This is a genomic window from Desulfosarcina ovata subsp. ovata (genome assembly GCF_009689005.1).
GTDB classification, from domain to species: Bacteria; Desulfobacterota; Desulfobacteria; order Desulfobacterales; family Desulfosarcinaceae; genus Desulfosarcina; species Desulfosarcina ovata.
On the sequence record NZ_AP021879.1, the window covers coordinates 5,067,969 to 5,092,736 of the forward strand.

Genomic DNA, 24,768 nt, shown 5'->3' on the forward strand with positions numbered 1-24,768 from the left:
CTAAAGAAATATTCTATCCGATATTATTCATTCCGTCTATAATCAACCCCACCGTTACATAAAAAAGATAGGCAAAATATCGAAACCTCTTATGCACATTAAATCTAACGTTCCTCCCGTACCCTGAACGACACCGATCTGATTCATCTATTTCTCTTCAGAGAAACCACGGCGGTGACGATCAGCGCCTTTAAATCTTCCAATTGGAATGCTTTCAAGGGCTTTGTTAAACACTGATAAAAAAATATGGCGATTCACAGGAAACTGGCGGTGGGGCAGGGGGGCCCGGATGGTCCGGATCGCCCGGTTAGGCATTTGAGTCGAGCGGTTTCAGGGAGACGATTCTGCCTTTTCGAAGGCATCCCGAGCGCCATGCAGGTCGCCCAGCCGGTTGCGGGCCTCGCCGATGATGCGCCAGTTCTCAGCCTTCAGATATCGGTTGGTTCCCGCCAGCATATTGGATTTGGCCGCCATGTTTTCGGCCTGCCGGTATTGGCCCTGCTCCAGTCGGATTCGGGCTAGTTCGTGCCACAGCACGGGATTGTGCGGCTCGATGCGCAATGCACGCTCCAGGTTCTCACTGGCCTTGTCCATTTGGCCTGCGGCGGATTGATCTCCCGCTTTGTTCAGCAATGCGATCACTGCCGTGTTTTCAGACGGCTGCGTCGGCGGCACCGCGATCTGTTGGTGACCCGCGCAGCCTCCGAAAAATAATATGGTGATCAAAATGAATACCCGGCGGGTGATGATTTTCATCGAAACCACCTCTTGAACCAGTTTTTAATGGATTTACCTGGGGGAGGACCGCAAGGGGCGGAATCGATCGGAGCGGACCCGGCAATGAAGGGAAGTTCGACGGCGTCAGGGCAATCGCTGCCGCTGAGCAGCCCTGATGCGGGGTCGATCCAGGCCCGTTCGATACCATCCGGTTGCGGCAAAACGAGCGGTTCGGGATCAAGTCCCGCCATCATATCGCCCCAAACGGTCATGGCGCCGGTGGAGCCGGTCAAGCCTGTCGGCTGGTTGTCGTCGCGGCCGACCCAGACCACGGCCAGGCGATCACCGGTAAAGCCTGCGAACCAACTGTCGCGGAGTTCATTTGTGGTGCCGGTTTTCCCCGCGGCCTGTAAATCGGAAGGCAGGCGGGCAGCCAGTCTGCGTGCCGTCCCCTCGCGTACCACGTCCTGGAGCGCCACGGTGAGCAGGTAGAGCGAGGTCGGGTCGACCACTTGGTCGACTTCCAGGGGATAACGCTGCAGCGGCTTGCCATCGGCGGTTAATACTTCCCGGATCGCTTTTAACGGCGTTCGGAAACCACCGGCGGCAATGGTCTGGTAGACTTGGGTAACTTCCATGGGCGATAAGGCGTTGGCACCGAGCAGACTTGCGGCATAGGCGGGAAGCTTACGGTCAATCCCCAGGCGCTGCAGGTTCTTCATCACCGGAGCAACGCCAATGGCCAGGCCCAGTCGCACGGCGGACAGGTTGTAGGAGTTGGCCAGAGCGGTCCGCAGCGGAACCTTGCCGTGGGAGCGCTTATCGTAGTTCTGTGGTGTCCAATCCTCGGCTCCCTCCTGTTTCAGCACCAGCGGGCTGTCATCCAACAGCGTTGCCAGCGTGTAGTGCTGCGGGTCCTGGAGTGCGGTAAGGTAGACAACCGGCTTGATCAGAGAGCCGACGGGCCGGCGGGCGTCGAGAGCCCGGTCGAACCCCTTGTATCGCGGTTTGCGGTCACCGACCAGCGCCTGAACCTCTGCGTCGTGGACACTCGTCAGCACCAGGGCGCCTTGCAGGCCTTTGGTATTGCCGCCCCTGCTTTTTTCCAGTTTGGACAGACGACCGGCCAAGGATTTCTCAGCAACACCCTGTATCCGGGGATCGAGTGTGGTAATGATCCGCAGGCCCTCCGAGCGCAGATCTTCTTCACGATAATCCCGTCGCAACTGACGGAGTACCAGGTCGAGAAAGGCCGGATAGGGCGATGTGCCCCGGGGCGGCCGGTCGATGACGCCCAGAGGTGCGGTCCGAGCCGCCATCTGCTCATTCTTGGTTATAAAACCGCTTTCGGCCATCTTGGCCAGCACCAAATTGCGCCGCTCCATTGCCCGCTGCGGATGGCGACGGGGGTTATAGTAGGCCGGCCCTTTGAGAAGCGCCACCAACAGGGCGGTTTCAGAAAGGCTGATCTTCTCCAGCGGCTTATCGAAAAAAAAAGAACAGCCCAGACCGAAGCCGTGAATGGCGCGATTGCCGTCCTGAGCGAGATAGACTTCGTTGATATAGGTTTCAAGAATTTCTTCTTTGCTGTAATGGATCTCCAGCAGTACCGCCATCACCATTTCGGTGAACTTGCGTTTCAAGGTCCGGTCCGCGGTCAGGTAGAAATTTTTGATCAGTTGCTGGGTCAGGGTGCTGCCGCCCTGCAGCCCGCCACCGCTGACAATGGTAAAAACGGCCCTGGCGATACCGCGAGGATCAATACCGTGGTGGCTGTAATAACGGTGGTCCTCGACAGCGATCAGACCATCGATGACATGCCGGGGCACGTCCTTCAGCCCAACCAGCACACGGTCTTCATTTTTTCCCGGGTAGATGCCTCCGATCATAACAGGATCCAGGCGGACCAGGTCAAGTTGGGCGCCATCGGCCCGCCGTTGCAGCGCCTTAACGCCGCTGCTGTTAAAGATCACCTGCAGCGCCATGGATTCCTGACGACCGTTTGCAAAATCGAACGGTCTTGTCACCAGGTCCACGACCTGACCACGCAAATGGAAGCTCCCCGGTTCGCTGGGTCGGCTCGTTCCGCGATAACCGAGCAAGCTCAACTCTGACAAAAGCTCATTCGTGCGCAACTTCAGGCCGGGATAGAGCTCCTGCGGTCGGGCATATACCCGCGCCGGCAGCGCAAACCGCTTGCCTTCGAACCGTGTCCGAACAGTGAAATCCAGATAGGCGACATAGGTCGCCGCTATCAGTACACCGAACAGTATTGTTATGAAAAACAGCTTCTTCCAGGTAATCCGCCGCTTCTTCTTGATCCTCTTTGACCGTTTAGCCATATCGACAATCCAAATAATGTGAGGTAACGTATCAGACCGCTTTTCTCTCCATGCTGCGTGCGCTCCTTTGGGATATCGGCGGTGGGCTGGACGGATCGGCCTTTTGCCCCACAGACAATAGGGTCACTTTTCAAGGACGTGTTTTTCAAGAACGAAGCAAGTAAAAACACCAACGAATATCTTTGCCCCGGCTTCATCGACGCCTTCGACATCAACACTTCGGAGCTTTCCCTTCGCCTCTTTAACCGTTGCTTTAAGTATAATGGCATCGCCAGATATCGATGGTTTCAAAAATTTAACCTCGGCAGAGCCGAGCACGACATTCGGATGATTCACAGCCGCCATTGCCGCATAGTCGGCAGCACCGAAAATAAAGCCACCATGGACAAGTCTATAATCGTCTACAATCATTTCGGATGTAGCGTCGAGCTTTACAATAGCGACTCCTTCATCAACAGAGAGTAATTGTCCGCAAAGTGATTGATTAATCGCTAAGTGTGTTTTCAGATTCACAAATCCTCCTTCCCTAAGCAACGTACCCGATAAGTGCTGTATAGAATTTTAAAAAATCAGCGAGATTAGCCCAGTCCGCTCAACTGGCTTGGCCTATGAATTCAGTCAACAGCCCAGCATTCTGAGCTGCAAATAACTGCTTCTTATCAGAAGTTGCAAAAATTTCAGCCGGCCATTCAAGAGCGCAGGCGACATGCAAAGCATCCATTGCCCTTAAGTTATCAGTCTCCAATAGCTGAACGGAACGGGAAATGACCGCCGGGGTAATTTGAAGAACGATTGCGTCCCGAACATCTTCCAGCAATTGTCTCTTAATCATGCGATATTCACGCGACGATAGTATTTGCTCTCTCCGTCTACGATGTAGTCCAGAAATTATTTCAGGCACCAAAATTGTACACAATGCCAACTGAGACGCCTTCTGCAAAAGGGAGTCCAGGCTCTCAGAACCTTGCTCATATACATATCTTTTAGCAAGAGCGGATGAATCACAAAAAAGCTTCACGATTCTGCCTCACGCTCCTCCATAATCGCCGCTGATAAATCTCCTCCGCTAATCTGCAGATGAATACCAGGCTCTTTCCAGGATGGTGTTCGTGTATGCCGATCGGTAAATGGAACAACCTCTGCTATTGGCTTTCCACGCCTCAGAAGGATTATCGTTTCGCCATGCTCCACTTCGGTAATGAAGCTGGATGCCTTTTTTCTAAAATCAGTGAAATTGATCGTTTTCATAACGCCCTCCTCCATGTGTACATTTAAACGTACATAATAGGGGGCATCGTGTCAAGTGGCCCATCAAGGTCGGGAAGGGCTATCACCAACCCCAAGCTCCCCTATGAACGGAAATTTTATAAGTTGCTCCAATGTTCTGAAACAGAGGAGATTTATTATGGGGCTGATAGGTTCGCGGAGTCCACAAACCTCTAACGAAAGTAAGCAAAACCAGAATTCAGATGATGATGTAAAGGCCGTTAATTTCTATGCGAATAGGTTCGGATGGAAAAGCCGCAGGAATATAACTTACAAGGTTCACCACAGATGGAAGACAAACGCCCGGATTTTCCTGTTCACCATCCATCACAATGCTATCCAGATTGACGACATGAATGATAAATGTATAGGAACTTTCGAGGTCGTCGCAGACAGGGACTCGACCGATGCCAAGATTATCTGGACGAAAAACGCCAAGCTATCAGGAAGCGGGTATGCCGAGAGCAATAGTTAGCGGCCAAACCCTGTCCAGGTCACGGGTCAACAGATTAAAGACGCATATCATCATGCCCGTGATATGATGGCAAAAGAATACGATACGTTGACCAATAACTGTCAGAAATTCGGACGGTTGTTCATGACCCACCTGGGCGCAAAACACTACCGAAAAACTTTTCACTTTTGATGACCTCGCAAAAAGTCAAAGTTTGCAGATTGGACCCATATGCCTAAACGGGTCTGGAAAGCGAAAACTTCTTTCACAGCCCGACCGTATGCCTGCCCTCGTCCGGGTGGAAACAACTGCAGAAGACAACCCATACGATCCAGAATGCTCCGGTTTTCGTAGAATTGAAAGTCACCCAAAATTAACGGAATAGACGAGTCTGCGTTGAATGTTGATTCTCCGGGAGTAGAAGCCCTGGAGATTGCCGACCAATTTTTCGTACCGGCGGTGGTGTAGCGAAGGGGTCTTGCGCCAACAGTTCCAATAACGCCTTTGCTGAAGGGGCCAATCCGGAATGTTTTAGACAATATGGTTGAACGTTAGCCACCGCGGCAATAAAAAGGCCTGCCAAACCTTGAAAACGTGGGTTATAGTAAGCGTTCGTTAACAACCCTAACTACAGAGCCAAAATCAAGGAGGCAGGCCGTGAAAAAGATTGTAAAGTATGTTGGTTTGGATGTCCACAAAGATTCGATTACCATTGCTATCGCCGATGAAGGACGTGACGGAAACGTTCGAGTGTATGGAAAAATCAGCAACGACCTGGGGCAGATTGATAACGTCATGCGAAAACTGATTTCACAAAACGCCGAATTGCATTGTGTTTATGAAGCAGGTCCATGCGGATATCCAATCTACAGGCATTTAACAAGCAAGGGAATCGATTGCGTTGTCGTTGCTCCGGCGCTGATCCCCAAAAAAACCGGTGATCGGGTTAAAAACGATCGCCGAGATGCAACCCACCTGGCGACGCTCCACCGTTCCGGAGAACTGACGCCGGTGTATGTCCCCGATCAGGCCGATGAAGCACTTCGTGACCTGGTACGTGCACGAAAAGACATCCAAATATCGCTCCGCAAAGTCAAACAACAGATCAATGCCTTTTTATTGCGACAAGGGATCAATTATCCAGGTAAAAGCAAATGGAGTAAAGCGCATTTAAATTGGCTGGCGGATCTGAAGATGCCGCATCCGGCCCAGCACATTGCCCTTACCGAATACCTGGACGCCATGGGAGACCATGAGGCCCGCGTTAAGCGCATCGAAAAAGCGATTGAGCAATGTTGCCAAACCAGTCGATTGCTTCCGGTTATCGAGGCTCTGCAAGCGCTCAGGGGGATTTCTTTGCTCAGCGCGGTGACCGTCGTCGCTGAACTGGGGGATCTGAGCCGTTTCGATACGCCGGCACAGCTGATGGCCTATTTGGGTCTGATCCCATCGGAGCATTCAAGCGGTGGCACCATCAAAAAAGGCCCCATTACCAAAACCGGCAATACCCATGCCCGCAGGACGTTGATCGAATCGGCTCAGGCCTATCGTATGCCGGCCCGGAAAAGTAAGGCGATCCGTAAACGCCAGGAAGGCTTGCCGGACGATGTTTTGGATATTGCCTGGAATGCACAGCTACGACTATGCCACCGCTACCGCAGGTTGATTGCAAAGGGCAAAAACCATAACGTGGTCATCACCGCGATTGCACGCGAGTTGGCCGGTTTCATCTGGGCCATTGCCCGGGCTGTTCCAATCGTGGCCGCTGAAAGATGATTTGTTATAGCGTGGAAACCCAGGCCTATCAAGGCCAAGCCCTAAAGGGTGCTCCCTAAGGTCGCAGCCTTGACAGCCCTGACTTTCCACGCTGGGTGGGAATTAGCGACGGCGAGAGAAGCGCGACTGTTGCTCCGGCTCAAGAAGCTGGATAAGTACTTCTCTATAATCGATGATGCAAATAGAAAAAGAACTTATTGATTTTAAAAATGCTCAAGAAAGGATCGGCTTTATCAAAGAACAAATATAGCCATCGAGCTTTTGGATAGGGGCGCGGTCGCGGTTTGGAGAACCCTCGAAAAAGCTATCGGAATAGGCCTTCAGGCCGAAACTCCCGTCTTTAGACCGAGGCAGCTCCACGACGAAGCCTAGTCAGGCGGTATCCAACCCGCGAATATCAGAGTGCTCTACCGTCGTTATTGCAGACCCCGCCTCTATCCAAACGCTCGATGAAAATTATTGGCCCAAGTTTTTTGGGTATGGATAGGTTTTTCTCTTGACAAGTGTTCAACCATATCAGCTTCGTGACGTCCTTGATGGCGTGCTTCGATAAAATGACTGACCAGGTCACCAGTCGATCTCGCTTAAAGGCGTGCCTTTCTCCAACGGTTCATCGGCGGCATCGTGGATGCTTTGGACAAGACCAGGGATGCGGTTCAAATAGAGGGTTTCTTCGATGGCCTGCCAGTCATCTTCGCCGATAACGACAAAATCACTGCCGTTTCTGCGTTTCACTTTCAACACTTCATGTTCGTCTAATTAATAAAATTCCCGATTCTAAGTATGATGCGAAACTCGACAGGCGTCATGGCTCCTATCCTGCTATGGTCGCCTGGCAACCGTTTCGTGGATTCGCTTTTGCTGGGATCGGCCGTGCTGGTGGTCTTTGGCTTTGTGGACGACATCAGGGCGATGGGCTACAAAGGCAAACTGGCCGGCCAGCTGATCGCGGCCCTGATCGTATTGCGCTACGGCGGACTAAACATTACCTGTTTGGGGGACTGTCTGCCCGGCGGCGCTTTGCCGCAGTGGGCATCCCTTCCGCTGACGCTGTTGGTTATCGTCAGGGTCACCAATGCCATCAATCTCTCCGACGACCTGGATGGTCTGGCCGACGGTATCTCCATGATGATCTTCATCTGTTCTGGCGTTCTGGCTGGCTTATCAGAACGGTATGCTCGATCTGGCGTTGCTTTCAGTGGCCGTCGTGGACGCTATTTTCGGGTTCCTGCGATTCAACGCCCATCCGGCCATCATCTTCATGGGGGACGCACTCAAAGGAAGAGACCGATCGGCTACGGTCTGAGCTGGATGAACTGTAAAGGATCGTAGCATGAATTTCATCGTGGTTGTGGGCGCTGGCCAGACCCGTCAGCAGGATCTGAAAAAAGCCCTCGAAATGCTTCCCAAGGAAAAGAACGCCGGCTTTGTGCGCAACCGCTATAAGGGGGCCACACGGCTTTACAATTGGTATGGGAAATGAGGCCCCATTCGTATTGGTCGGTTTTCCGCAACAGGCGAGGCTGTTCCTATGATAGCCTCGCCTGCTTTGTCTTTGGAAATGGAAAATAAAAAAGGGGCAAGGCCCACGCTGAAGCAGGGCTTGCCCCATAATTGGATAGGCAGGTTCAGGTCAGCTCAGCATAAACAGGTCAGGTCAGTGTCGCTATCCGTTAACGTTAATATCGGTAACTGCTCGGATAAATCAAATCGAAAATACTAATTAATCGAATAGATTTTACGACGAGTTCCGGACGCTGAGGCCGTTTTTCAATAAGGACCGAAAAATCGTCCCGAGTTCGTCCCTGCAGAAAAAACACAAAAAACGGGAATTTGGCCGAATGGCTAAATTCCCGTTTTTATTTTCTATCATTGGTCGGGGCGAGAGGATTTGAACCTCCGGCCCCCTGCTCCCAAAGCAGGTGCGCTACCAGACTGCGCCACGCCCCGATTTTGCATGCCCTCATACCACTGTTTATTTTGACGTGCAAGCGCTGAATGGATAAGTTGAAATGCTTGACAGATACGATGATGGATATTAATTTTTTCATTTGATTTTTTTACAGAGTTTAGTTTATTTGCAAACGATGTCAAGTTGCGGAATGCATCTTGGTCAAAATGGCATTCGGTAAAGATTTGCGAGAGTGGCGGAATTGGTAGACGCACTGGACTTAGGATCCAGCTCTGGCGACAGAGTGGGAGTTCAAGTCTCCCCTCTCGCACCAAGTTTCATCCCGGCATCGCTTTTGGTTTGGCGGGGCGGACCGGTCGACCCTGCGTCGTTGACGCAATCCGGTCCGCATTGACCGTGGGCGATGACTACCGGTCATTGCAAGTCGATATGATAACCGGGATTTGTCAAAGGAGCCCTGATGCTTGTTGCGTCAGGGCGCTTAATTTTTTACCTGAATCGAGCCGTATATGGCGTCGGTCGGCGGCAACCACGCCGGAAGGTGGGCAGCTTCAGGGCTAGAAAGGAAAATTATGAAGGTTACCGTTGAAGATCGCAGCTCCGTAAAAAAGGTCATGCACATCGAAATCCCCGAGGCGGATGTGACCCGAGAACTGGATGATGCCTACAAAACACTGAAAAAAAATGCCAAGGTAAAGGGGTTCCGTCCCGGAAAAACGCCGCGTGGGGTGCTCGAGCGACTTTATAAAAAGGACGTTCATGCCGATGTGGTTTCTAAGTTGATTCAGGATGCCTACGTGGAGGCGCTGACCGAGACCGAACTCAAGGTCGTCGGGTCGCCTGTTGTGGATCCACCCGAATTGGTCCCCAAGGCGGATTATTGTTTTGATGCAGAGGTAGAAGTTCATCCAGAAATCGCCGATATCGACTTTCATGGCCTGAAATTGACCAAGACGCTTTACCAGGCCAGCGATGAAGAGGTGGACCTTCAGATAAAAATGATGCAGAAAAACTTGGCCAAGCGGGAACCGATCGAAGAGACTCGGCCTGCCCAGACCGGTGATTTTGTGCAGGTGGATTACGAGGGGTTTAAAGACGGCAAACCGTTCGATGAGACCAAAAAAACCGAAAATTTCGTGATCAAACTTGGCGACGGGCACATTAGCGAAGATTTTGATAACGGCGTCGTGGGAATGAATCCTGGTGAAGAGAAAGATATCACCGTCAATTTCCCAGAGGACTATTTCAACAAAAAGCTGGCCGGTCATACCGTGGATTTCAAGGTTAAACTCAACGAGATCCGTAAGGAGGTGCTGCCGGAGATTGACGATGAAATGGCCAAACAGCTGGGCCCCTTCACCACCATGGATGAAGTTCGCCAGAAGATTATGGAAAATCTGAAAGAGGGATACGATAAGCGTACCGAACAGGAACTCAACGAGCAGATTTTCAGTCAGATTCTGGAAAAAACCGAATTTGAAGTTCCCGATGTGATGGTCGATTATGAACTCAATCAAATCATTGCCGAAGCGGAGCGGTCTTTTTCATACCACAACAAAACCTTTGAAGAGGCCGGTATTTCCAAGGAAAGCTTGGCCGAACAATATCGTGAGACGGCTGAAAAACAGGTCCGCCGGCAACTGATTCTGGGGAAAATTATCGAGCAGGAAAAGATGGAACTCGCCGACGAGGAACTGGAAAAAGGCTTCTCCGAAATGGCCGCTGCTTACAACCAGCCGGTGGATGTGGTCAAGGGCCTCTATGAAAACAGCGATGATAAGCTTGCGCTTTTTACACACGCTTTACTTGAAAAGCAGGCGATTAAGCTTATAATGGAAAGGAATGATATCGAATCCGTGGAGCCGGAAAAGGAAACCACAAATGCTTCAGAATAGGGTATCTGCCAAGTCTCAAGATTTTGTGCCGAGACGCGGCGGCTTCTGTTGAAACCATATTTGGCGGCGTGTTAGCGGATCGAACCGGTGCGATTTCGGGCATGCACCTTCACCGGAAAACTTGAGCGATGTAAAGGAGATAAGAGCGTGGCATTAATTCCGATGGTCATCGACCAAACCAGCAGGGGGGAACGGGCATACGACATCTATTCGCGGCTCCTGAAAGATCGGATTATTTTTTTGGGGACCGCGATCAATGACGATGTGGCCAATCTGCTGATCGCCCAGATGCTTTTCCTTGAATCAGAGGATCCGGAAAAGGATATCAACCTTTACATCAATTCCCCTGGTGGCGTTGTCACCTCCGGTCTGGCGGTTTACGATACCATGCAGTACATCAAGCCTGATGTGACGACGGTATGCATCGGACAGGCGGCCAGTATGGGGGCGTTGCTTTTGGCTGCCGGTGCGGATAAGAAACGGTATGCCCTTCCCCATGCGAGAATCATGATTCACCAGCCCATGGGCGGTTTTCAAGGGCAGGCGTCCGATATTGCCATTCAGGCCAAAGAGATTCTGCGCATGAAGGATGCGCTCAACGACATCCTGGTGCGTCACACCGGACGAAGTGTGGACGATGTTCAGAAAGATACCGACCGGGATAATTTTATGTCCGGTGCTGAAGCCAAGACCTATGGCATCGTTGACCATGTTATCACCAACCGGGATGACCTGGACAAACTAACCGACACGGAGGCATGACATGGCCAAAAAAGATGAGCCCAATGACAATCTCTTCTGTTCATTCTGTGGTAAGAATCAGAAGGAGGTTAAAAAGCTGATCGCCGGGCCGGCTGTTTACATCTGTGATGAGTGCATTCAGCTGTGCAGTGAGATCATTGAGGAAGAGAACGAGAAGGAGGCCGGTGAATTTGAGAACCTGATGATTCCCCAGGAAATCAAATCCCGCCTGGATGACTACGTCATCGAACAGGATGTGGCCAAAAAGATTTTGGCGGTGGCCGTATACAACCATTACAAGCGGCTGGATTCCAGTGTCAGTTCCGGCGAGGTCGAGATCCAAAAAAGTAATATTTTGCTGATCGGACCTACCGGATGCGGGAAGACGCTTCTGGCCCAGACCCTGGCCCGTTTCCTTAACGTTCCGTTTACCATTGCCGACGCCACCAGCCTGACCGAAGCCGGCTATGTGGGCGAAGATGTGGAAAACATCATTCTTGCATTGCTGCAAAACGCTGATTACGACGTGGAAAAGGCCAAACGGGGCATCGTCTACATTGACGAGATCGATAAAATTGCCAGTAAATCGGATAATCCGTCCATTACCCGGGACGTCTCCGGTGAAGGGGTTCAGCAGGCGCTGCTCAAGATTATCGAAGGAACCACGGCCAGCGTGCCGCCAAAAGGTGGACGCAAGCATCCCCAGCAGGATTTCGTAAAGGTGGATACCTCCAATATCCTGTTTATCTGCGGGGGAACCTTCAACGGGCTGGAACAGATCATCAACCGGCGTATGGGCTCCAAACTCATGGGTTTCGGCGCCAAGGTCAGCAAGGAGAAAGAGCGCAGTCTTGGCGAGACCCTGCTGCATGTTCAGCCGGAGGACCTGATCAAATTCGGTTTGATCCCCGAATTTCTGGGGCGGCTTCCGGTCATCGCCACGCTGGATGAACTCAGTGCCGGCAGTTTGGTGCGAATCCTTACCGAACCCAAGAATGCCCTGCTTAAACAGTATAAAAAGCTGTTTGAAATCGAAGGGGTAAACCTGCGATTGACCGACAGTGCCTTGGATGCCATTGCCGACGAGGCGCTGAAACGCAAATCCGGTGCCCGCGGCCTGCGGGCCATTCTGGAATCCTGCATGTTGGATATCATGTACGATATTCCTTCCAAGCAGGACGTCAAAGAGTGTGTGATCGGTGAAGAAGTGGTATTGAACAAAGAAGAGCCCATTTTGCTTTACGAACCGTCAAAAAAGCAGGCCTGATCCGGCTTGGTCGTTACGGTACGGGGTTTACAGATATTCATCGGCAAGCGAGGGCTTGGGCAACAATATGGTTAATATTCCAAAGTTTTTTAAAAATCCGGATGGAGAGGCGGCCCGTGATATTTTACCGCTGCTGCCCCTGAGGGACATTGTTGTGTTCCCCCACATGGTTGCTCCGCTTTTTGTCGGGCGCAACAAGTCTGTCAGTGCGCTTTCCAGCGCCATGAACAAGGATAAACGCATTTTTCTGGCAACCCAGACCAATGCCGGCGTGGACAACCCCACGGAGAAAGATATTTCCGGGGTCGGCGTGATCGGGACGGTGCTTCAATTGCTGCGTTTGCCTGACGGTACCGTCAAGGCGCTGATCGAAGGCAAGCAGCGTGCCCGTATCGATCACTATATTTCCAATCCTGAGTATTTTGAAGTCGAGCTGTCCCTGCTTCCGGACACGCCCGGCGATACGGTAGAAATGGAAGCGCTGACGCGTGCGGTGATCGATAGCTTCAGCGAATATGCCGGTATCAACAAAAGTATTTCCAAAGAACTGCTGGCCAAAATATCAGCCATCACTGAGCCTTCCAAACTGGCCGATTCGGTGGCCTCGCACTTCTCTTTCAAGCTGGAGGACAAGCAGGGCCTGCTCGAAACCACCGATCTCACCAAACGGTTGTCCCTCTTGGTAAAGTTGATCAAACTGGAAATTGAGGTCTACCAGATGGATCAACGGATCAAGGGGCGGGTCAAAGAGCAGATGGAAAAGACCCAGAAAAATTACTATCTCAACGAGCAGATGCGGGCCATCAAGAAAGAGATGGGCGCAGAAGACGAGATGGCCGATGAGCTGAAAGATCTGGAAAAAAAGATCAAACGCAAGCGGATGTCCAAGGAGGCATCGACAAAAACTCGCCAGGAGTTTAAAAAACTGAAGCTCATGACACCCATGTCGGCGGAAGCCACTGTGGTGAGAAATTATATTGACTGGATCATTTCGCTGCCTTGGTTCAGCCGCAGCAAAATTCGTAATGACCTGGTCGAAGCGGAGAAGATCCTCAATGAGGACCATTACGGCCTGGAGAAACCCAAAGAGCGGATTCTTGAATATCTGGCCGTACAGACGCTGGTGAAAAAACTGCGGGGTCCCATCCTCTGCCTTGTCGGACCGCCTGGTGTGGGGAAAACCTCCCTGGCCAAATCTGTTGCTCGCGCCACCGGACGAAAATTTGTCAGACTGTCGCTGGGCGGGGTGAGAGATGAGGCTGAAATACGGGGCCACCGACGAACCTATATCGGGGCCATGCCCGGGAAAATCATCCAGTCGCTTAAAAAGGTCGGTGCAAACAATCCGGTTTTCTGCCTCGACGAGGTGGACAAGATGAGCATGGATTTCCGGGGCGACCCTTCGTCGGCCCTTCTGGAAGTCCTCGATCCCGAGCAGAACTACAGCTTCAATGATCACTATATGGATCTGGACTACGATCTGTCGGAGATTCTGTTTATCACCACGGCCAACACCCTGCCGGATATCCCGCTTCCCCTGCAGGACCGCATGGAGATCATCCGCCTGCCCGGGTACACGGAACTGGAAAAATATAATATCGCCAATGAATTTCTGGTGCCCAAGCAGATTGAGGCCAATGGTCTCAATCCGGACGATATCTCCTTTTCCAAAGCGGCCATTTATATGATTATCCAACGGTATACCCGCGAGGCTGGGGTTCGTAACCTGGAGCGGGAGATTTCATCCATTTGCCGCAAGACCGCCCGAAAGGTAGTCAATGAGAAAGACGGCAAAAAGCATGTGATCTCGGCCAACACCGTCACCACGATGCTGGGGCCGCCTCCGTTTAAAATCAGCCAGATTGAAGAAAAGGACCAGATCGGCCTGGTGACTGGGCTGGCCTGGACCCAGGTGGGCGGTGAGTTGCTTTGTGTGGAGACCCTCACCATGCCCGGCAAGGGCCACGTCAATGTGACCGGCAAACTGGGCGACGTGATGAAGGAATCCGCCCAGGCGGCGGTGAGTTTTGTGCGCTCGCGGGCAGCCAATCTGGGGATCGAAAACAACTTTCACAAAGAATTGGATCTGCATATCCATATCCCCGAAGGGGCGATCCCCAAAGACGGCCCTTCCGCAGGCATTGCCATGTGCACCGCCCTGGTTTCGGCCCTGACTCGCCGACCGGTACGCCGCGATGTGGCCATGACCGGTGAGATTACCTTGCGGGGCCGGGTGCTCCCCATTGGCGGGCTGAAGGAAAAAATGCTCGCCGCGCACCGGGGAGGGATCCGGAAGGTCATTATCCCTGCAGAAAATGAGAAGGACTTGAGGGACATTCCCAAGGTGGTGACCCGGCAGATGAAAGTGGTTACGGTGGAGCATATGGATGAGGTTCTGGTCCATGCCCTGGTACTTGACAGCGACGAACGGCTGTTCACCAATACCAATGATGCAATGACCATTCCGGTGGAGAGCAACGGGGCCGAACCGACCCAACCTGCCATCAATTAAAAAATAGGATCTGCCTGATTTTTGCGCTTGACTTTGTTGGGGTGAATTGGTAGCTATGCATTTCCTTTTTCACCGGCAGATTGAAAAGGTTCTTTTTAAAACGGGCGGATAGCTCAGTTGGGAGAGCACCGGCCTTACAAGCCGGGGGTCACAGGTTCAAGCCCTGTTCCGCCTACCAGCTATCGTACCGACACCAATTTCGGGGGCGTAGTTCAGTTTGGTTAGAACGCCGGCCTGTCACGCCGGAGGTCGCGAGTTCGAGTCTCGTCGCTCCCGCCACAAATAAAATCAGGGGTTCACAAGCAATTGTGAACCCCTTTTTTTATTCGCTTAATTAGGGTACAATCCCCTTCGATACAAACCGCTTCCAGGTTGATTCCAAACCCGGAATATTCTTAAAAGCGATTCTCCTGATCGGTTTTTCCACCGAGCCGGTCACCCTAAAAAACAGGTGAAAGATATGGGTCGTGATTTTCAAGTGCCTGCCGATGAAATCCGCTGGCGGCAGAACAGACTTCAAAAACAGATGCAGGAAAAAGGGATTGCCGGACTGCTGATCGTTCAGCGGGTGGATCTATTCTACTTTTCGGGGACGTCCCAGAGCGGTTTTCTCTACGTTCCGGCCGAAGGCCAGCCGTTGCTGATGATTAAAAAATACCTTCCCCGGGCCAGAAAAGAATCGAGCCTTGAAAACATTGTGGGCATCCATTCGATCAAATCGATTCCCGCCTTGATCGCGGATACCTATGGTACGATGCCCGATGTGCTCGGCCTGGAACTCGATGTCCTGCCGGTCAATTATTTTTACAAGCTCCGCAACCTGCTGGGCGTCCGCGAGGTGGTGGACGGATCGCCATTGATCCTTGGAACCCGAATGATCAAGTCGGCCTGGGAAGTCGAACAAATGCGGCGAGCGGCGGCGATGTCCTATCAGACCTTCGAATACATGGCCGGGGCCATTCGTACCGGCCTGAGTGAGATCGAATTTACCGGCATGTACGAGGCGTTTGCCCGAAAACAGGGGCATGGCGCCATGCTGAGGGTCAGGGATTTTCTGACGGAGGGGTACGCGTGGCATCTTCTTTCCGGCTGGAGCGGGGGTATGGTCGGCGTGCTGGACTCTCCGGCCAGCGGAGAGGGGACGTCGGCAGCATTTCCTTGCGGTGCCGGCCATAAGCTGCTGGCGGCCGATGAACCGATCATGATCGACTTCTCCTGCGTACTCAACGGCTATCACATGGACGAGACGCGGATGTTCGCCATTGGCAGCATGCCGGAGCGGGCCATGCAGGCCTGCCAGGCGGCCGTGGCGATTCATGACGCGGTGCTGGACCATGTGAAGCCCGGTGTCGCCATCGGAGAACTGTTTGACGTCTCCGTCGCCAAGGCGGCGGCGCTTGGCTATGCCGACCAATATCTTGGTCCGCCGGGCAACAAAGTCACGTTCATCGGTCACGGCGTCGGTCTTGAACTGGTCGAGGCACCGATCATCGCCAAGGACAGGAAAGATGTGCTGAAGCCGGGCATGACCCTGGCCCTCGAACCCAAAATGGTATTCGAAAATGAATTCTCGGCGGGCATCGAAGATGTCTTTCTGGTCACCGAGACGGGCTATGAAATGGTCAGCCAGGTGCCCGGGAAGGTGTTCGTATGCCATCCATCGTAAGGTGGCTCGATGCCCATTCAGGGTTTGAAAAAAAAATTCAAGATTGATTTGGTGTTACTGGTTGACAAAATGCAACAATGCCCCTAATCAAACGATATCGCGTGATACGAAATTGCGCATTTTTTATAACTAATTGAAAAAAATACAATAATTTGTAAACTGGGCAAGTGCCCATGTCGGATGGGCCCGGCATGGAGCGGTGGCTGAAGATGGATTCCCTGTACGGGGGATGATCATCCACAGGTCATTACGTCCTTTTGCAAAAACGCCAAATTTATCCATAACCAAAAAGCCAAGAAGGCGAACTGGATCAGTATCCAGCTTCGCATTCCTGGCTTTTTTCGTTGGCAACCCAGACGATACCAACACGACCCGCCGCCTGGGCAGGCCGATGGATGGGATAACGGAAATTTTGTTGTGCGGTGGACCTTTTATCTCGGTTGGAAGGAAATGGCACACTCACTTGCCGGAAAAAATGGTGGAAAGGAGTTACGATGCACGGATTGCGGTTTGTTGTTTATTGGACGGTGGTGTTGGCTTTTTGTTTGCCGATGGCAGTCGGCGCAGATGAGATAGCGGAGGAGACGGTTAAACTTCGAGAGGTTGTGGTCAGTGCACCAAGAACGGATCGAAAACTGGTGGAAACGCCTGCCAGTATTACCGTTATTACGGGTGAAGAAATAGAGGAAATGGGCGCAAGGAACATTGTGGACGTCGTGAAGAATATCCCTGGCGTGGTGAAAGACAGTGACAGCCGCGACCGGCTGACGTTCAGAGGAAATCGGAGTTCCCAGTCGGCGGGCGTTCTGGTATTGATCGATGGTGTCCCGGCAAACACAGGCATTTCGGGTTATTCGGAATATGATGCCATACCCGTCTCCAATATCGAGAGAATCGAAGTGCTCCGTTCTTCCGGGAGCGTGGCGCTTGGCCCCGATGCAGCCAGGGGCGCGATCAACATCATCACCAAGAAAGGGCAAAAGGGTGCCCCTCAGGTAAAAACAACTGTTTCTTACGGCTCCTGGGAGACCTGGAAGGCCTCGGCCAGTGTTACGGGAAGAACCGCTGACTTGGATTATGCCTTCAGCGCTTCCGGATTGGATACAGATGGCTATGCGGACGACAGCAAGCAAAGAGGTACTGCCCGTTTGAATTCCGGTTACCATTTTTCGGAAGATACCCGCTTGGGAATCAATTTGAGTTGGCAAAAGGTGGACTATGACACCATCTACGGGAAAAGCGAATGGCAAGTGGAGAACTATCGTCGGGAAAAAATTTTCCCCACGTCGGAGACCAACCCGACCCTCGTACACCACCGTGAGAATGAAAATGAAAATACGACCGTGAGTCTCACATTCAACACGGAAAAAGCAAATTATTTTGTTAACAGCCTTGTTTCCTACGATCACACGGATCATGTATACGACTATCTGCCAAAACGGCTTAACCCGACATACAGCAAGACCAGCTCGTATTACGATTACCGGGAGGACCGCGACCAGGACCGATATATGGGTAAAATCTCCGGTGGTTATCATTTTTTCTTTGGTGGCGTTAACTATACGCCGGTACTTGGAGCCGATTATGAGAAAATCGAATTTGACCAGGAAAAATCATACCCATGGTCTCCGTCCCCCCTTTCCAGCTCCCAGGAAACGGCTGTCGCAGAGGGCTCTATCGATACCGAACGGAAGCGCTATGGAGCCTTTATGAGCAATGAGCTCGATTTCGGTGAGCATTGGGAACTCAATGTCAGCGGCCGGATCGACCGTGTCGAGTATGAGGTCCAAAACGAGGTGCCTGAAGAAGTTGCCAAGGATCACGAGGATTTCAGTTGGGACATCACCCCGGCCTTTCATCCCAGCTCCGATTCGACCATTTATATCTCGGCATCGCGATCCTATTGGTATCCGGTGCTTCAATATTATACCTATGCCATGAAGTATGGAGACGATCAGAACCGGGCGGAGGATCTGGAGCCGGAGGAGTATCTCACCTATGAACTGGGCTATAAACACTATTTCGGTCCGAAATTCAGCCTTGCCCTGACGGCCTACACCATGACAGTCAAGGATAAATTTCTCTCACTTTACGATGAAAGCGACTGGAAAGGCTACCAGAACGTTGGTGAATCCGAACACCGGGGTGTCGAACTGGAACTGGACGGACGCCTCTGCCCGTATTTCGGATATCGTCTCCGGGGGGCGTATCAGCATGCCGAATGGGACGATGCGACTTTCCGGGCATACGTCTGGGGGGACACGCCTGCTGACGACACCCGTGAGAATGTCGATATCTCCGGTGAGAAAGTTCCCCATGTGCCGGAATTCACCGGCACCCTCGGGCTGGATTTTTATTTCCTGGAATATTTTAAATTCAGCACGGATGTGAATTATTATGGCCGGCAATATGTCGATGTGCTCAACCGTTATGAAATCGATGACTATGTGACGACCGATGCCATGCTGTCCTACACCAGGGAGAACTTCAAGATCTGGATGCTGGCCAACAACCTCTTCGATAGAGAGGTGGAGAACAAGTTCAATGAAACCGGTGACAGGAACGCGGACGGCAGCCCGAATTACCTCTATTACCCCTTGGACGGAAGATACCTGGAAATTGGAGTGAGCGTTGAATTCTAACCATGGCGGCCGTTTGTTTTCTACAGGAATCGTTGTTTTCGCCATATCCATCGGAGCGCTTCTTTTTGGGAGGGACACACCGGCCGAAGCAACACGTTCGCTGTCAACGATAGCGGAGACGATCCGTATCGAGGACTCCAAAGGGGTGTCCGTGGCGGTCAGGCTGCCAGTCAGGAGGCTGGTCGTCCTGACCTCCGACGCGCTGGAGATCGTGCGTGCGTTGGGCGCGGTGGATTTTGTGGTCGGTGTGTATTCCGATATTGAGAAGAATCCTTTGTTCTGGCCGACCTTGAAGGACAGGCCCAAGGTCGGGAGTTGGAAAGCGATCAATTATGAACGGGTTGTCGAGTTGCATCCGGATGCCGTGCTGTGCTATGCGCAGCGTCCCGGCCGGGAGATGGAAAAAAAACTCGAGCCCTTCGGCATTCAGGTGATCCGCCTCGATTTTTTCAGGATTGAGCGATTGGCAAAAGAGATTGAAACGCTGGGCCGGATTCTTGAAAGAGAGAAAAGGGCCGGAGCGCTTTCGGCCTGGTACCGGCGCCACCTGCATCATCAGCGGGATATGCTCAAAACGATCACTGCCTGCCCGAGGGTCTATATCGAAGGCGATTCCAACTACCATACTGCGGGACCCGGATCGGGGGGCAACGATATGTGCCTTCTGGCCGGAGGGTGCAATCTCGCCGCAAAGCTTTCCATTCCCTACCCGGAGGTCTCCCCGGAATGGGTTGTGACGGGCGATCCGGACGTAATCGTCAAAATTACCACTCGCAGCATTTGCGATTCATGCTATAGCATGACAGAAAGGACGCCGTTAAAAAACATAAGTGACCGGCTGATGGCCCGGCCGGCTTGGCGTCATATCGGTGCTGTCAAAAAAGGCCGCGTCCATGTTATTGCTAATGAAATCTGGACCGGTCCAAGGGCCATCATCGGAACATCCTACCTGGTCAAATGGTTTTACCCTGAATTGTCGACGGAATTTGATCCTGAGGCCCTTCACCGGGAATACCTGGAATCGTTTCAAGGCATCCGCCACCAGGGGATTTACGTCTATCCGGAGTGAGTATTTCAGGGGGGAGGAATGCAGGACATATGCGCGCAATACAGGGGGGCTGGAACCAAAAAACGGTTAATCCTGCTTGGCCTGGCCGTGGTTTTGTTTGGCGTTGCCCTGGCCGCCATTTCCCAGGGCGCTTCGTCCGTTGGGTTTTTCGATTCATTTCATGCGTTTTTCAAGGCGTCCGGAATCGCCCATGACATCGTATGGGAGCTGCGGCTCCCCCGAATTGTCATGGCCATTCTTGTCGGTTGCGGTCTCGGGCTTGCCGGAAGCGTATTCCAGGCCATATTGAAAAACCCCCTGGCGTCACCCTACACCCTTGGAATGGCCTCCAGCGCCGGATTTGGCGCGGTTCTGGCTATCATTTTTGGTGGCGGTTGGTGTGGCCATTATCTCATTGCCGGCAGTGCGTTTTTCTTCGCCCTGCTTGCGTCTCTTCTCATTCTCGGAATTGCCAGATACAAAAGCGCCACGCCGGAGACGATGATCCTGGCCGGTATCGCCATTATGTTTCTCTTTTCGGCCCTCAGTTCTTTCCTCCAATATATGGGAACGGTCAATGAGGTTCACGAAATCGTATTCTGGTTTTTCGGGAGCCTGTCCAAAGTCGGATGGCGGGAGATCGGAATCGCCGCCGTGATGATCCTTGTTCCCGTTCCTGTTCTGTTAAAGTGGTCCTGGGATTTTAATCTGCTCACCGCAGGTGATGAATCGGCAACGGCACTCGGCGTAAACGTAATAAAAATCAGGATGGGCGGGGTCATTTTTGCCTCCCTGATTACGGCAGCGGCCATCTGCTTCACCGGGGTGATCGGCTTTATCGGGCTTGTCGCCCCGCACATCGCCAGAATGGTGATCGGCGGAGACCACTGGTTCCTCATTCCGGGATCCGCACTGATCGGCGCCATTCTCGTATTGACGGCAGACACCCTGGGAAGGACCTGCTGGGCGCCCCAGATCATCCCTTTGGGGATTGTTACCGCTTTTATCGGCGTCCCTTTCTTTTTTTACCTGTTAATGAAAAAAAAGCGAGAATACTGGTAATGCTTTGTATCGAAGGGCTTTGTTTCCATTATAACAAAACAGCGATTCTGGAAAACATCGGCATCGACCTGCACCGGGGACAGATGCTGAGTATCGTGGGTCCTAATGGAACCGGGAAAACGACACTTTTAAAATGCATCGCCGGAATCGCTACGCCCAGAAGTGGCAAGATTCTTATTGATGGTGTGGATATGTCCCGGATGAGCCGAATGGACCATGCCAAGCGCATCGGGTATGTTCCCCAGAGTTCACCCGGAAAATTTCCCATTACGGTGTTTGACGCGGTGTTGATGGGCAGGCGGCCCTACATGACCTGGAGACCCTCTGAAAAGGATCTGGAGGCCGTTGCGAATGTTCTGAAGTCCCTGAACCTGGAGAATATCGCCTTGAGGGATTTTGACCAGTTGAGCGGGGGGCAGAAGCAAAAAGTGCTGTTGGCCCGGGCAGTGGCCCAGGAGACGGATTACCTGCTCATGGATGAGCCGACCAGCAACCTTGACCTGAAACACCAGATGGAGGTCCTGGAGATGGTGTCCGGAATGGTGAAAAAAAGCGGTGTGGCCGCCATGCTGGCGATGCACGACCTGAACCTTGCCGCCCGGTTTTCCGACAGAATCGTGATGTTGAACAAGGGCAGGATATTTTGCAGCGGCCGGCCGCGGCAGGTCATGACCGCCCAAAATATAAGATCGATCTACGGTGTGGAAGCCACGATCAACGAAACCAACGGCCACCCGCATATTCTGCCGATCAGACCGGTGAGCGCCCTGGGATAAGCCAATGGGTTCCGTTTGGGTATCGACGCTCATCTCCTCGGCCAAGTTTCTCGCCGCCATGATTCCGGTTTTTGCCGTTGGCGTGATCGTCGCCGAATTCCTGGTCGCTTTGGGGTGGATCCATCGGATTGCCTGGATCACCCGTCCGTTGACCGCTTTCGGCCATCTGAAACAGGAATGTGGTGCCAGTTTTATCACCGCTTTTCTTTCTCCGGCGGCCGGCAATGGCATGCTGGTTCGCTATCACGAAGCGGGTCGCATCGGCAGCCGGGAGCTTCTGATTGCCGCCATTGTGAACACATTTCCGGGGATCGTCATGCACTGGCGGACGATGCTGCCCATGGCAATTCCGCTGATCGGGGGGTGGGGACTGGTTTACTATGGTTTTCTGGTGCTGGTGGGCTTCATTAAAACCATGCTGGCCCTTTTGATGGGTCGGTTTCTTTTGGAACCCGGCGATCCGGCGGTTTCGGAAATTCAGTCTGAAAAGGGAGACGCCCGAGCCTTATCATGGCAGCTGGTGGCGGACAGCGCCGCAAAAAGCCGGAAAATTGTTATTCGTATGATACGGACTTCGGTTCCCGTGACTGTGGTGATGTTTTTGCTGATCCATGCGGGCGCATTGGATCGCCTGAACCGCTGGCTGGCGTTGATGACGACATGGATGCCGCTTTCGCCCGATGCCTTGTCCATTGTGGCGACGCGGCTGGGGAGCAACATGGGTGCCTTTACCGTGGCCGGTAACCTTCTCTATGCTGGGCGCATCACGGGCAGGGATGTGGTGCTTGCGCTGCTCATCGGCAATCTGATGGCCAGCGGAATCAATTTGAGATATCTGGTCCCCTATTACTTTGGAATTTTCGGCTCCGGCGTGGGCGTGCGGGTACTTACGATCTCGACCGGCCTTCGGGTGGTGATCATGCTCGGACTGATCGTCATCCTGTTCAAAACATGGGGATAAATAGGGGCATAAAAAGGAGGCGTGTGATGAATTGGGAGTCTGTCAAGGAGGATGCGTATTACCGGGGAAGGATGCTGGAGAGTGACGCCCGGCGTTCTTCCGATCCCCAAAAATGGGAGGAATACGCAGACCTAAAAACCCGAAAAGGCAGCTATACCCTGGCCATTCATGGATATTTGAATGCCGCTGTCCAATATGAGAACCGGAGGGAGACGAATGCGGCCCTATCCGCCTACGAAAGTGGGTGGTCTGCTGCCATGCGGGCCGATAACAAGGAGTTGGCCGTCATTCTGACCTACCGGATGGCCCAGCTCCACGAACAGCAGGAAGACTGGGATGCCGCCATCGGGGCCTACGAACGACTCGGTGCGTTCTGCGAGAAAAAGGGCGCCCATTTTCAGGCGGCCGATGCCTATGAGCACGCCGCCGAAGCCATGCTCCGGGCTGGCAAAAGTGTGGTTCATTACCAAAAGCCCATTGCCCTGTGGGAACGGAACATCCACCATTGGGAGGCCCATGGCCACGATCACGATGCCGTATGGAGCCGGAAGCATATCGACCTTTATAAAAAATTATTCGGAGTGGAAGAATGATCGGGATTCTTTTTCACGGACCGGAGGTCTTTGACTCCGGTTGGGGGCGACAAATCATTGATACAATGAAAACCAAGGATGATCTGCGCTGCGTTTTGGCCGGTACCATGGGGCGAACCGCCGTTTTCGACAGCGGCATCGATGGCATTGAATTCTGGAATCAAATGCCCAGTGCGTGTCTTTCCGAGCTGGCTTCGGAGGCCAGTTTGATCCTGATCGTCAATTTCGCAAAATCCGCGGAAGCCGGCCTGGTTTTCGGCGGCATGGTCGTCGAAAGGTCCGGGGTAACCGTTCCGGTCGTGCAGGTCGAGTGCAGCGGTCCTTTTTGGGTGGAGTGGGTCGACGGTTGCGATCCGGGCCTTATCGAAACATTGCATCGGATGGGGCTTTCACGGCGAGCGCCAAAACCGGTCGCTTCCTCAATCTGGCAGGCGGATGGGAACCTCTATCGCCGCATGACGACGGCCGGTGCGGGCGATTTCATTTTCGTGGATGGGATTATGGTCGGCCGGGCAACCGGGGACGTGGTGACGCTGATTTCCCGGGATGGACAACTCTGCGAAATCCAGGGCGCCGACGTCAAAGCCCATGGTCTTGAAAAACTGGAGCGATTTGGCGGTGTCGATCTGCAAACGGCCAAACTGGCGTCCTCACCGACGATTCGCCGAACAGCTAAGCAGCCCCGTATCATGAAAACGACGGGCAACGGATTGGTTTTTATCGATCATGCCGGCATGCATGTTTATGAATTGACGGGCGACGTGGAAGGTGCCGTTACGGTTGGCGATGACACCACCGTGGTGGTCGGCGATATCCTGTCGCGGTTTCAAATTCCCGTGATCGGGATTGTGGACGGCGACGAAGACGTTATCCTGGAAAACGGCCGTTTTGCGTCCGGTTCGGCAAAATTGACCGTCCGGGCGGATGATCGGTTCGGGATGAAAGTTTTCGATGAGATTTTCAACCACGAGAAACAGATTGGCATACCTTTCGAGGAGGCGCTGAGAAAAATTGTGAAACTCGCTGGAGACGATTTGGTGAATCTGCAGACGTTTTGATCGGATCCGGCAACACCCGCCGCCATCATCGAACCCCCACACGCCATGCCTGCCCGCCGACATCAGCTATCCGCTCACCC

The 24,768-nt window shown here is 52.7% G+C and carries 23 protein-coding genes and 4 tRNA genes; 20 read left to right on the plus strand and 7 right to left on the minus strand.

Features of this window, described 5'->3' with window-relative positions; all coding sequences use genetic code 11:
- Positions 1-330 precede the first annotated feature (330 nt).
- The 5 genes from GN112_RS22275 to GN112_RS22295 all read right to left on the minus strand — a co-directional run bounded on the left by GN112_RS22275 (position 331) and on the right by GN112_RS22295 (position 4,307).
- On the minus strand, positions 331-756 hold the full coding sequence (locus GN112_RS22275) for a tetratricopeptide repeat protein (RefSeq protein WP_155312229.1): 426 nt from the start codon (positions 754-756) through the stop codon (positions 331-333).
- The gene (gene mrcB, locus GN112_RS22280) at positions 753-3,059 is read right to left on the minus strand and encodes a penicillin-binding protein 1B (protein ID WP_155312230.1); all 2,307 of its coding nucleotides are present in this window, start codon (positions 3,057-3,059) and stop codon (positions 753-755) included. Before mrcB ends, GN112_RS22275 begins: the two co-directional genes overlap by 4 nt.
- A gap of 123 nt (positions 3,060-3,182) precedes the next feature.
- On the minus strand, positions 3,183-3,572 hold the full coding sequence (locus GN112_RS22285) for a PaaI family thioesterase (protein WP_155312231.1): 390 nt from the start codon (positions 3,570-3,572) through the stop codon (positions 3,183-3,185).
- 79 nt (positions 3,573-3,651) lie between these two features.
- Positions 3,652-4,077 carry a type II toxin-antitoxin system VapC family toxin gene (locus GN112_RS22290; RefSeq protein ID WP_155312232.1) on the minus strand — a complete coding sequence of 142 codons (426 nt, stop codon included), beginning with the start codon at positions 4,075-4,077 and terminating at the stop codon, positions 3,652-3,654.
- Positions 4,074-4,307, minus strand: coding sequence for a type II toxin-antitoxin system Phd/YefM family antitoxin (locus GN112_RS22295; RefSeq protein ID WP_155312233.1), 234 nt, complete (start codon positions 4,305-4,307; stop codon positions 4,074-4,076). Before GN112_RS22295 ends, GN112_RS22290 begins: the two co-directional genes overlap by 4 nt.
- Positions 4,308-4,464: 157 nt before the next feature.
- Here GN112_RS22295 and GN112_RS22300 point away from each other — a divergent pair, with 157 nt between their 5' ends.
- The 3 genes from GN112_RS22300 (at position 4,465) to GN112_RS22315 (ending at position 6,555) form a co-directional block, all read left to right on the plus strand.
- A complete protein-coding gene (locus GN112_RS22300) occupies positions 4,465-4,800 on the plus strand; it encodes a hypothetical protein (protein ID WP_155312234.1) in 336 nt (111 codons plus the stop codon).
- A 224-nt stretch (positions 4,801-5,024) separates the two neighbouring features.
- The gene (locus GN112_RS35370; protein ID WP_155314343.1) at positions 5,025-5,156 is read left to right on the plus strand and encodes an exosortase-associated EpsI family protein; all 132 of its coding nucleotides are present in this window, start codon (positions 5,025-5,027) and stop codon (positions 5,154-5,156) included.
- A 280-nt stretch (positions 5,157-5,436) separates the two neighbouring features.
- On the plus strand, positions 5,437-6,555 hold the full coding sequence (locus GN112_RS22315; RefSeq protein WP_155310575.1) for an IS110 family RNA-guided transposase: 1,119 nt from the start codon (positions 5,437-5,439) through the stop codon (positions 6,553-6,555).
- A 567-nt stretch (positions 6,556-7,122) separates the two neighbouring features.
- On the opposite strand, the gene GN112_RS22320 is transcribed toward GN112_RS22315, so the two are convergent.
- Positions 7,123-7,290 carry a type II toxin-antitoxin system Phd/YefM family antitoxin gene (locus GN112_RS22320; RefSeq protein WP_162459069.1) on the minus strand — a complete coding sequence of 56 codons (168 nt, stop codon included), beginning with the start codon at positions 7,288-7,290 and terminating at the stop codon, positions 7,123-7,125.
- Positions 7,291-7,362: 72 nt separating this feature from the next.
- On the opposite strand from GN112_RS22320, the gene GN112_RS35570 reads away from it, so the two are divergent.
- On the plus strand, positions 7,363-7,887 hold the full coding sequence (locus tag GN112_RS35570; RefSeq protein ID WP_162459070.1) for an MraY family glycosyltransferase: 525 nt from the start codon (positions 7,363-7,365) through the stop codon (positions 7,885-7,887).
- 1 nt (position 7,888) lies between these two features.
- A complete protein-coding gene (locus tag GN112_RS22330) occupies positions 7,889-8,038 on the plus strand; it encodes a hypothetical protein (RefSeq protein WP_155312237.1) in 150 nt (49 codons plus the stop codon).
- Between the two features lie 390 nt (positions 8,039-8,428).
- On the opposite strand, the gene GN112_RS22335 is transcribed toward GN112_RS22330, so the two are convergent.
- Positions 8,429-8,505: transfer RNA gene (locus tag GN112_RS22335), tRNA-Pro, on the minus strand.
- A gap of 188 nt (positions 8,506-8,693) precedes the next feature.
- On the opposite strand from GN112_RS22335, the gene GN112_RS22340 reads away from it, so the two are divergent.
- The 15 genes from GN112_RS22340 to GN112_RS22410 all read left to right on the plus strand — a co-directional run bounded on the left by GN112_RS22340 (position 8,694) and on the right by GN112_RS22410 (position 24,688).
- Positions 8,694-8,780: transfer RNA gene (locus GN112_RS22340), tRNA-Leu, on the plus strand.
- A gap of 259 nt (positions 8,781-9,039) precedes the next feature.
- The gene (tig, locus tag GN112_RS22345) at positions 9,040-10,362 is read left to right on the plus strand and encodes a trigger factor (RefSeq protein ID WP_155312238.1); all 1,323 of its coding nucleotides are present in this window, start codon (positions 9,040-9,042) and stop codon (positions 10,360-10,362) included.
- Positions 10,363-10,509: 147 nt separating this feature from the next.
- Entirely contained in the window at positions 10,510-11,124 is a 615-nt protein-coding gene (clpP, locus tag GN112_RS22350; RefSeq protein ID WP_155312239.1) for an ATP-dependent Clp endopeptidase proteolytic subunit ClpP, read from the plus strand.
- Position 11,125: 1 nt separating this feature from the next.
- Complete coding sequence (gene clpX / locus GN112_RS22355; RefSeq protein WP_155312240.1) at positions 11,126-12,370, plus strand: ATP-dependent Clp protease ATP-binding subunit ClpX; 1,245 nt, start codon at positions 11,126-11,128, stop codon at positions 12,368-12,370.
- A 67-nt stretch (positions 12,371-12,437) separates the two neighbouring features.
- Positions 12,438-14,882, plus strand: a complete 2,445-nt coding sequence (gene lon, locus GN112_RS22360; RefSeq protein ID WP_155312241.1) for an endopeptidase La — start codon at positions 12,438-12,440, stop codon at positions 14,880-14,882.
- 102 nt (positions 14,883-14,984) lie between these two features.
- Positions 14,985-15,060 (plus strand) — tRNA-Val (locus GN112_RS22365).
- A gap of 23 nt (positions 15,061-15,083) precedes the next feature.
- Positions 15,084-15,161, plus strand: a tRNA-Asp gene (locus GN112_RS22370).
- Positions 15,162-15,342: 181 nt separating this feature from the next.
- Positions 15,343-16,548 carry a M24 family metallopeptidase gene (locus GN112_RS22375; protein WP_155312242.1) on the plus strand — a complete coding sequence of 402 codons (1,206 nt, stop codon included), beginning with the start codon at positions 15,343-15,345 and terminating at the stop codon, positions 16,546-16,548.
- A gap of 494 nt (positions 16,549-17,042) precedes the next feature.
- Positions 17,043-19,190: a TonB-dependent receptor gene (locus GN112_RS22380; protein WP_155312243.1), complete on the plus strand. Its 2,148-nt coding sequence runs from the start codon at positions 17,043-17,045 to the stop codon at positions 19,188-19,190.
- A complete protein-coding gene (locus GN112_RS22385) occupies positions 19,180-20,259 on the plus strand; it encodes an ABC transporter substrate-binding protein (RefSeq protein ID WP_155312244.1) in 1,080 nt (359 codons plus the stop codon). The genes GN112_RS22380 and GN112_RS22385 overlap by 11 nt, the downstream gene beginning before the upstream one ends.
- Before the next feature lie 18 nt (positions 20,260-20,277).
- Positions 20,278-21,300 (plus strand): FecCD family ABC transporter permease, encoded by a 1,023-nt coding sequence (locus GN112_RS22390; protein WP_155312245.1) that lies wholly within the window; start codon positions 20,278-20,280, stop codon positions 21,298-21,300.
- Positions 21,300-22,076: an ABC transporter ATP-binding protein gene (locus GN112_RS22395; RefSeq protein ID WP_155312246.1), complete on the plus strand. Its 777-nt coding sequence runs from the start codon at positions 21,300-21,302 to the stop codon at positions 22,074-22,076. Before GN112_RS22390 ends, GN112_RS22395 begins: the two co-directional genes overlap by 1 nt.
- Positions 22,077-22,080: 4 nt before the next feature.
- Positions 22,081-23,037 carry a hypothetical protein gene (locus GN112_RS22400; protein WP_155312247.1) on the plus strand — a complete coding sequence of 319 codons (957 nt, stop codon included), beginning with the start codon at positions 22,081-22,083 and terminating at the stop codon, positions 23,035-23,037.
- A gap of 26 nt (positions 23,038-23,063) precedes the next feature.
- Entirely contained in the window at positions 23,064-23,630 is a 567-nt protein-coding gene (locus GN112_RS22405) for a soluble NSF attachment family protein (RefSeq protein WP_155312248.1), read from the plus strand.
- Positions 23,627-24,688, plus strand: a complete 1,062-nt coding sequence (locus GN112_RS22410) for a DUF2117 domain-containing protein (protein ID WP_155312249.1) — start codon at positions 23,627-23,629, stop codon at positions 24,686-24,688. Before GN112_RS22405 ends, GN112_RS22410 begins: the two co-directional genes overlap by 4 nt.
- The last annotated feature ends 80 nt before the right edge of the window (positions 24,689-24,768 follow it).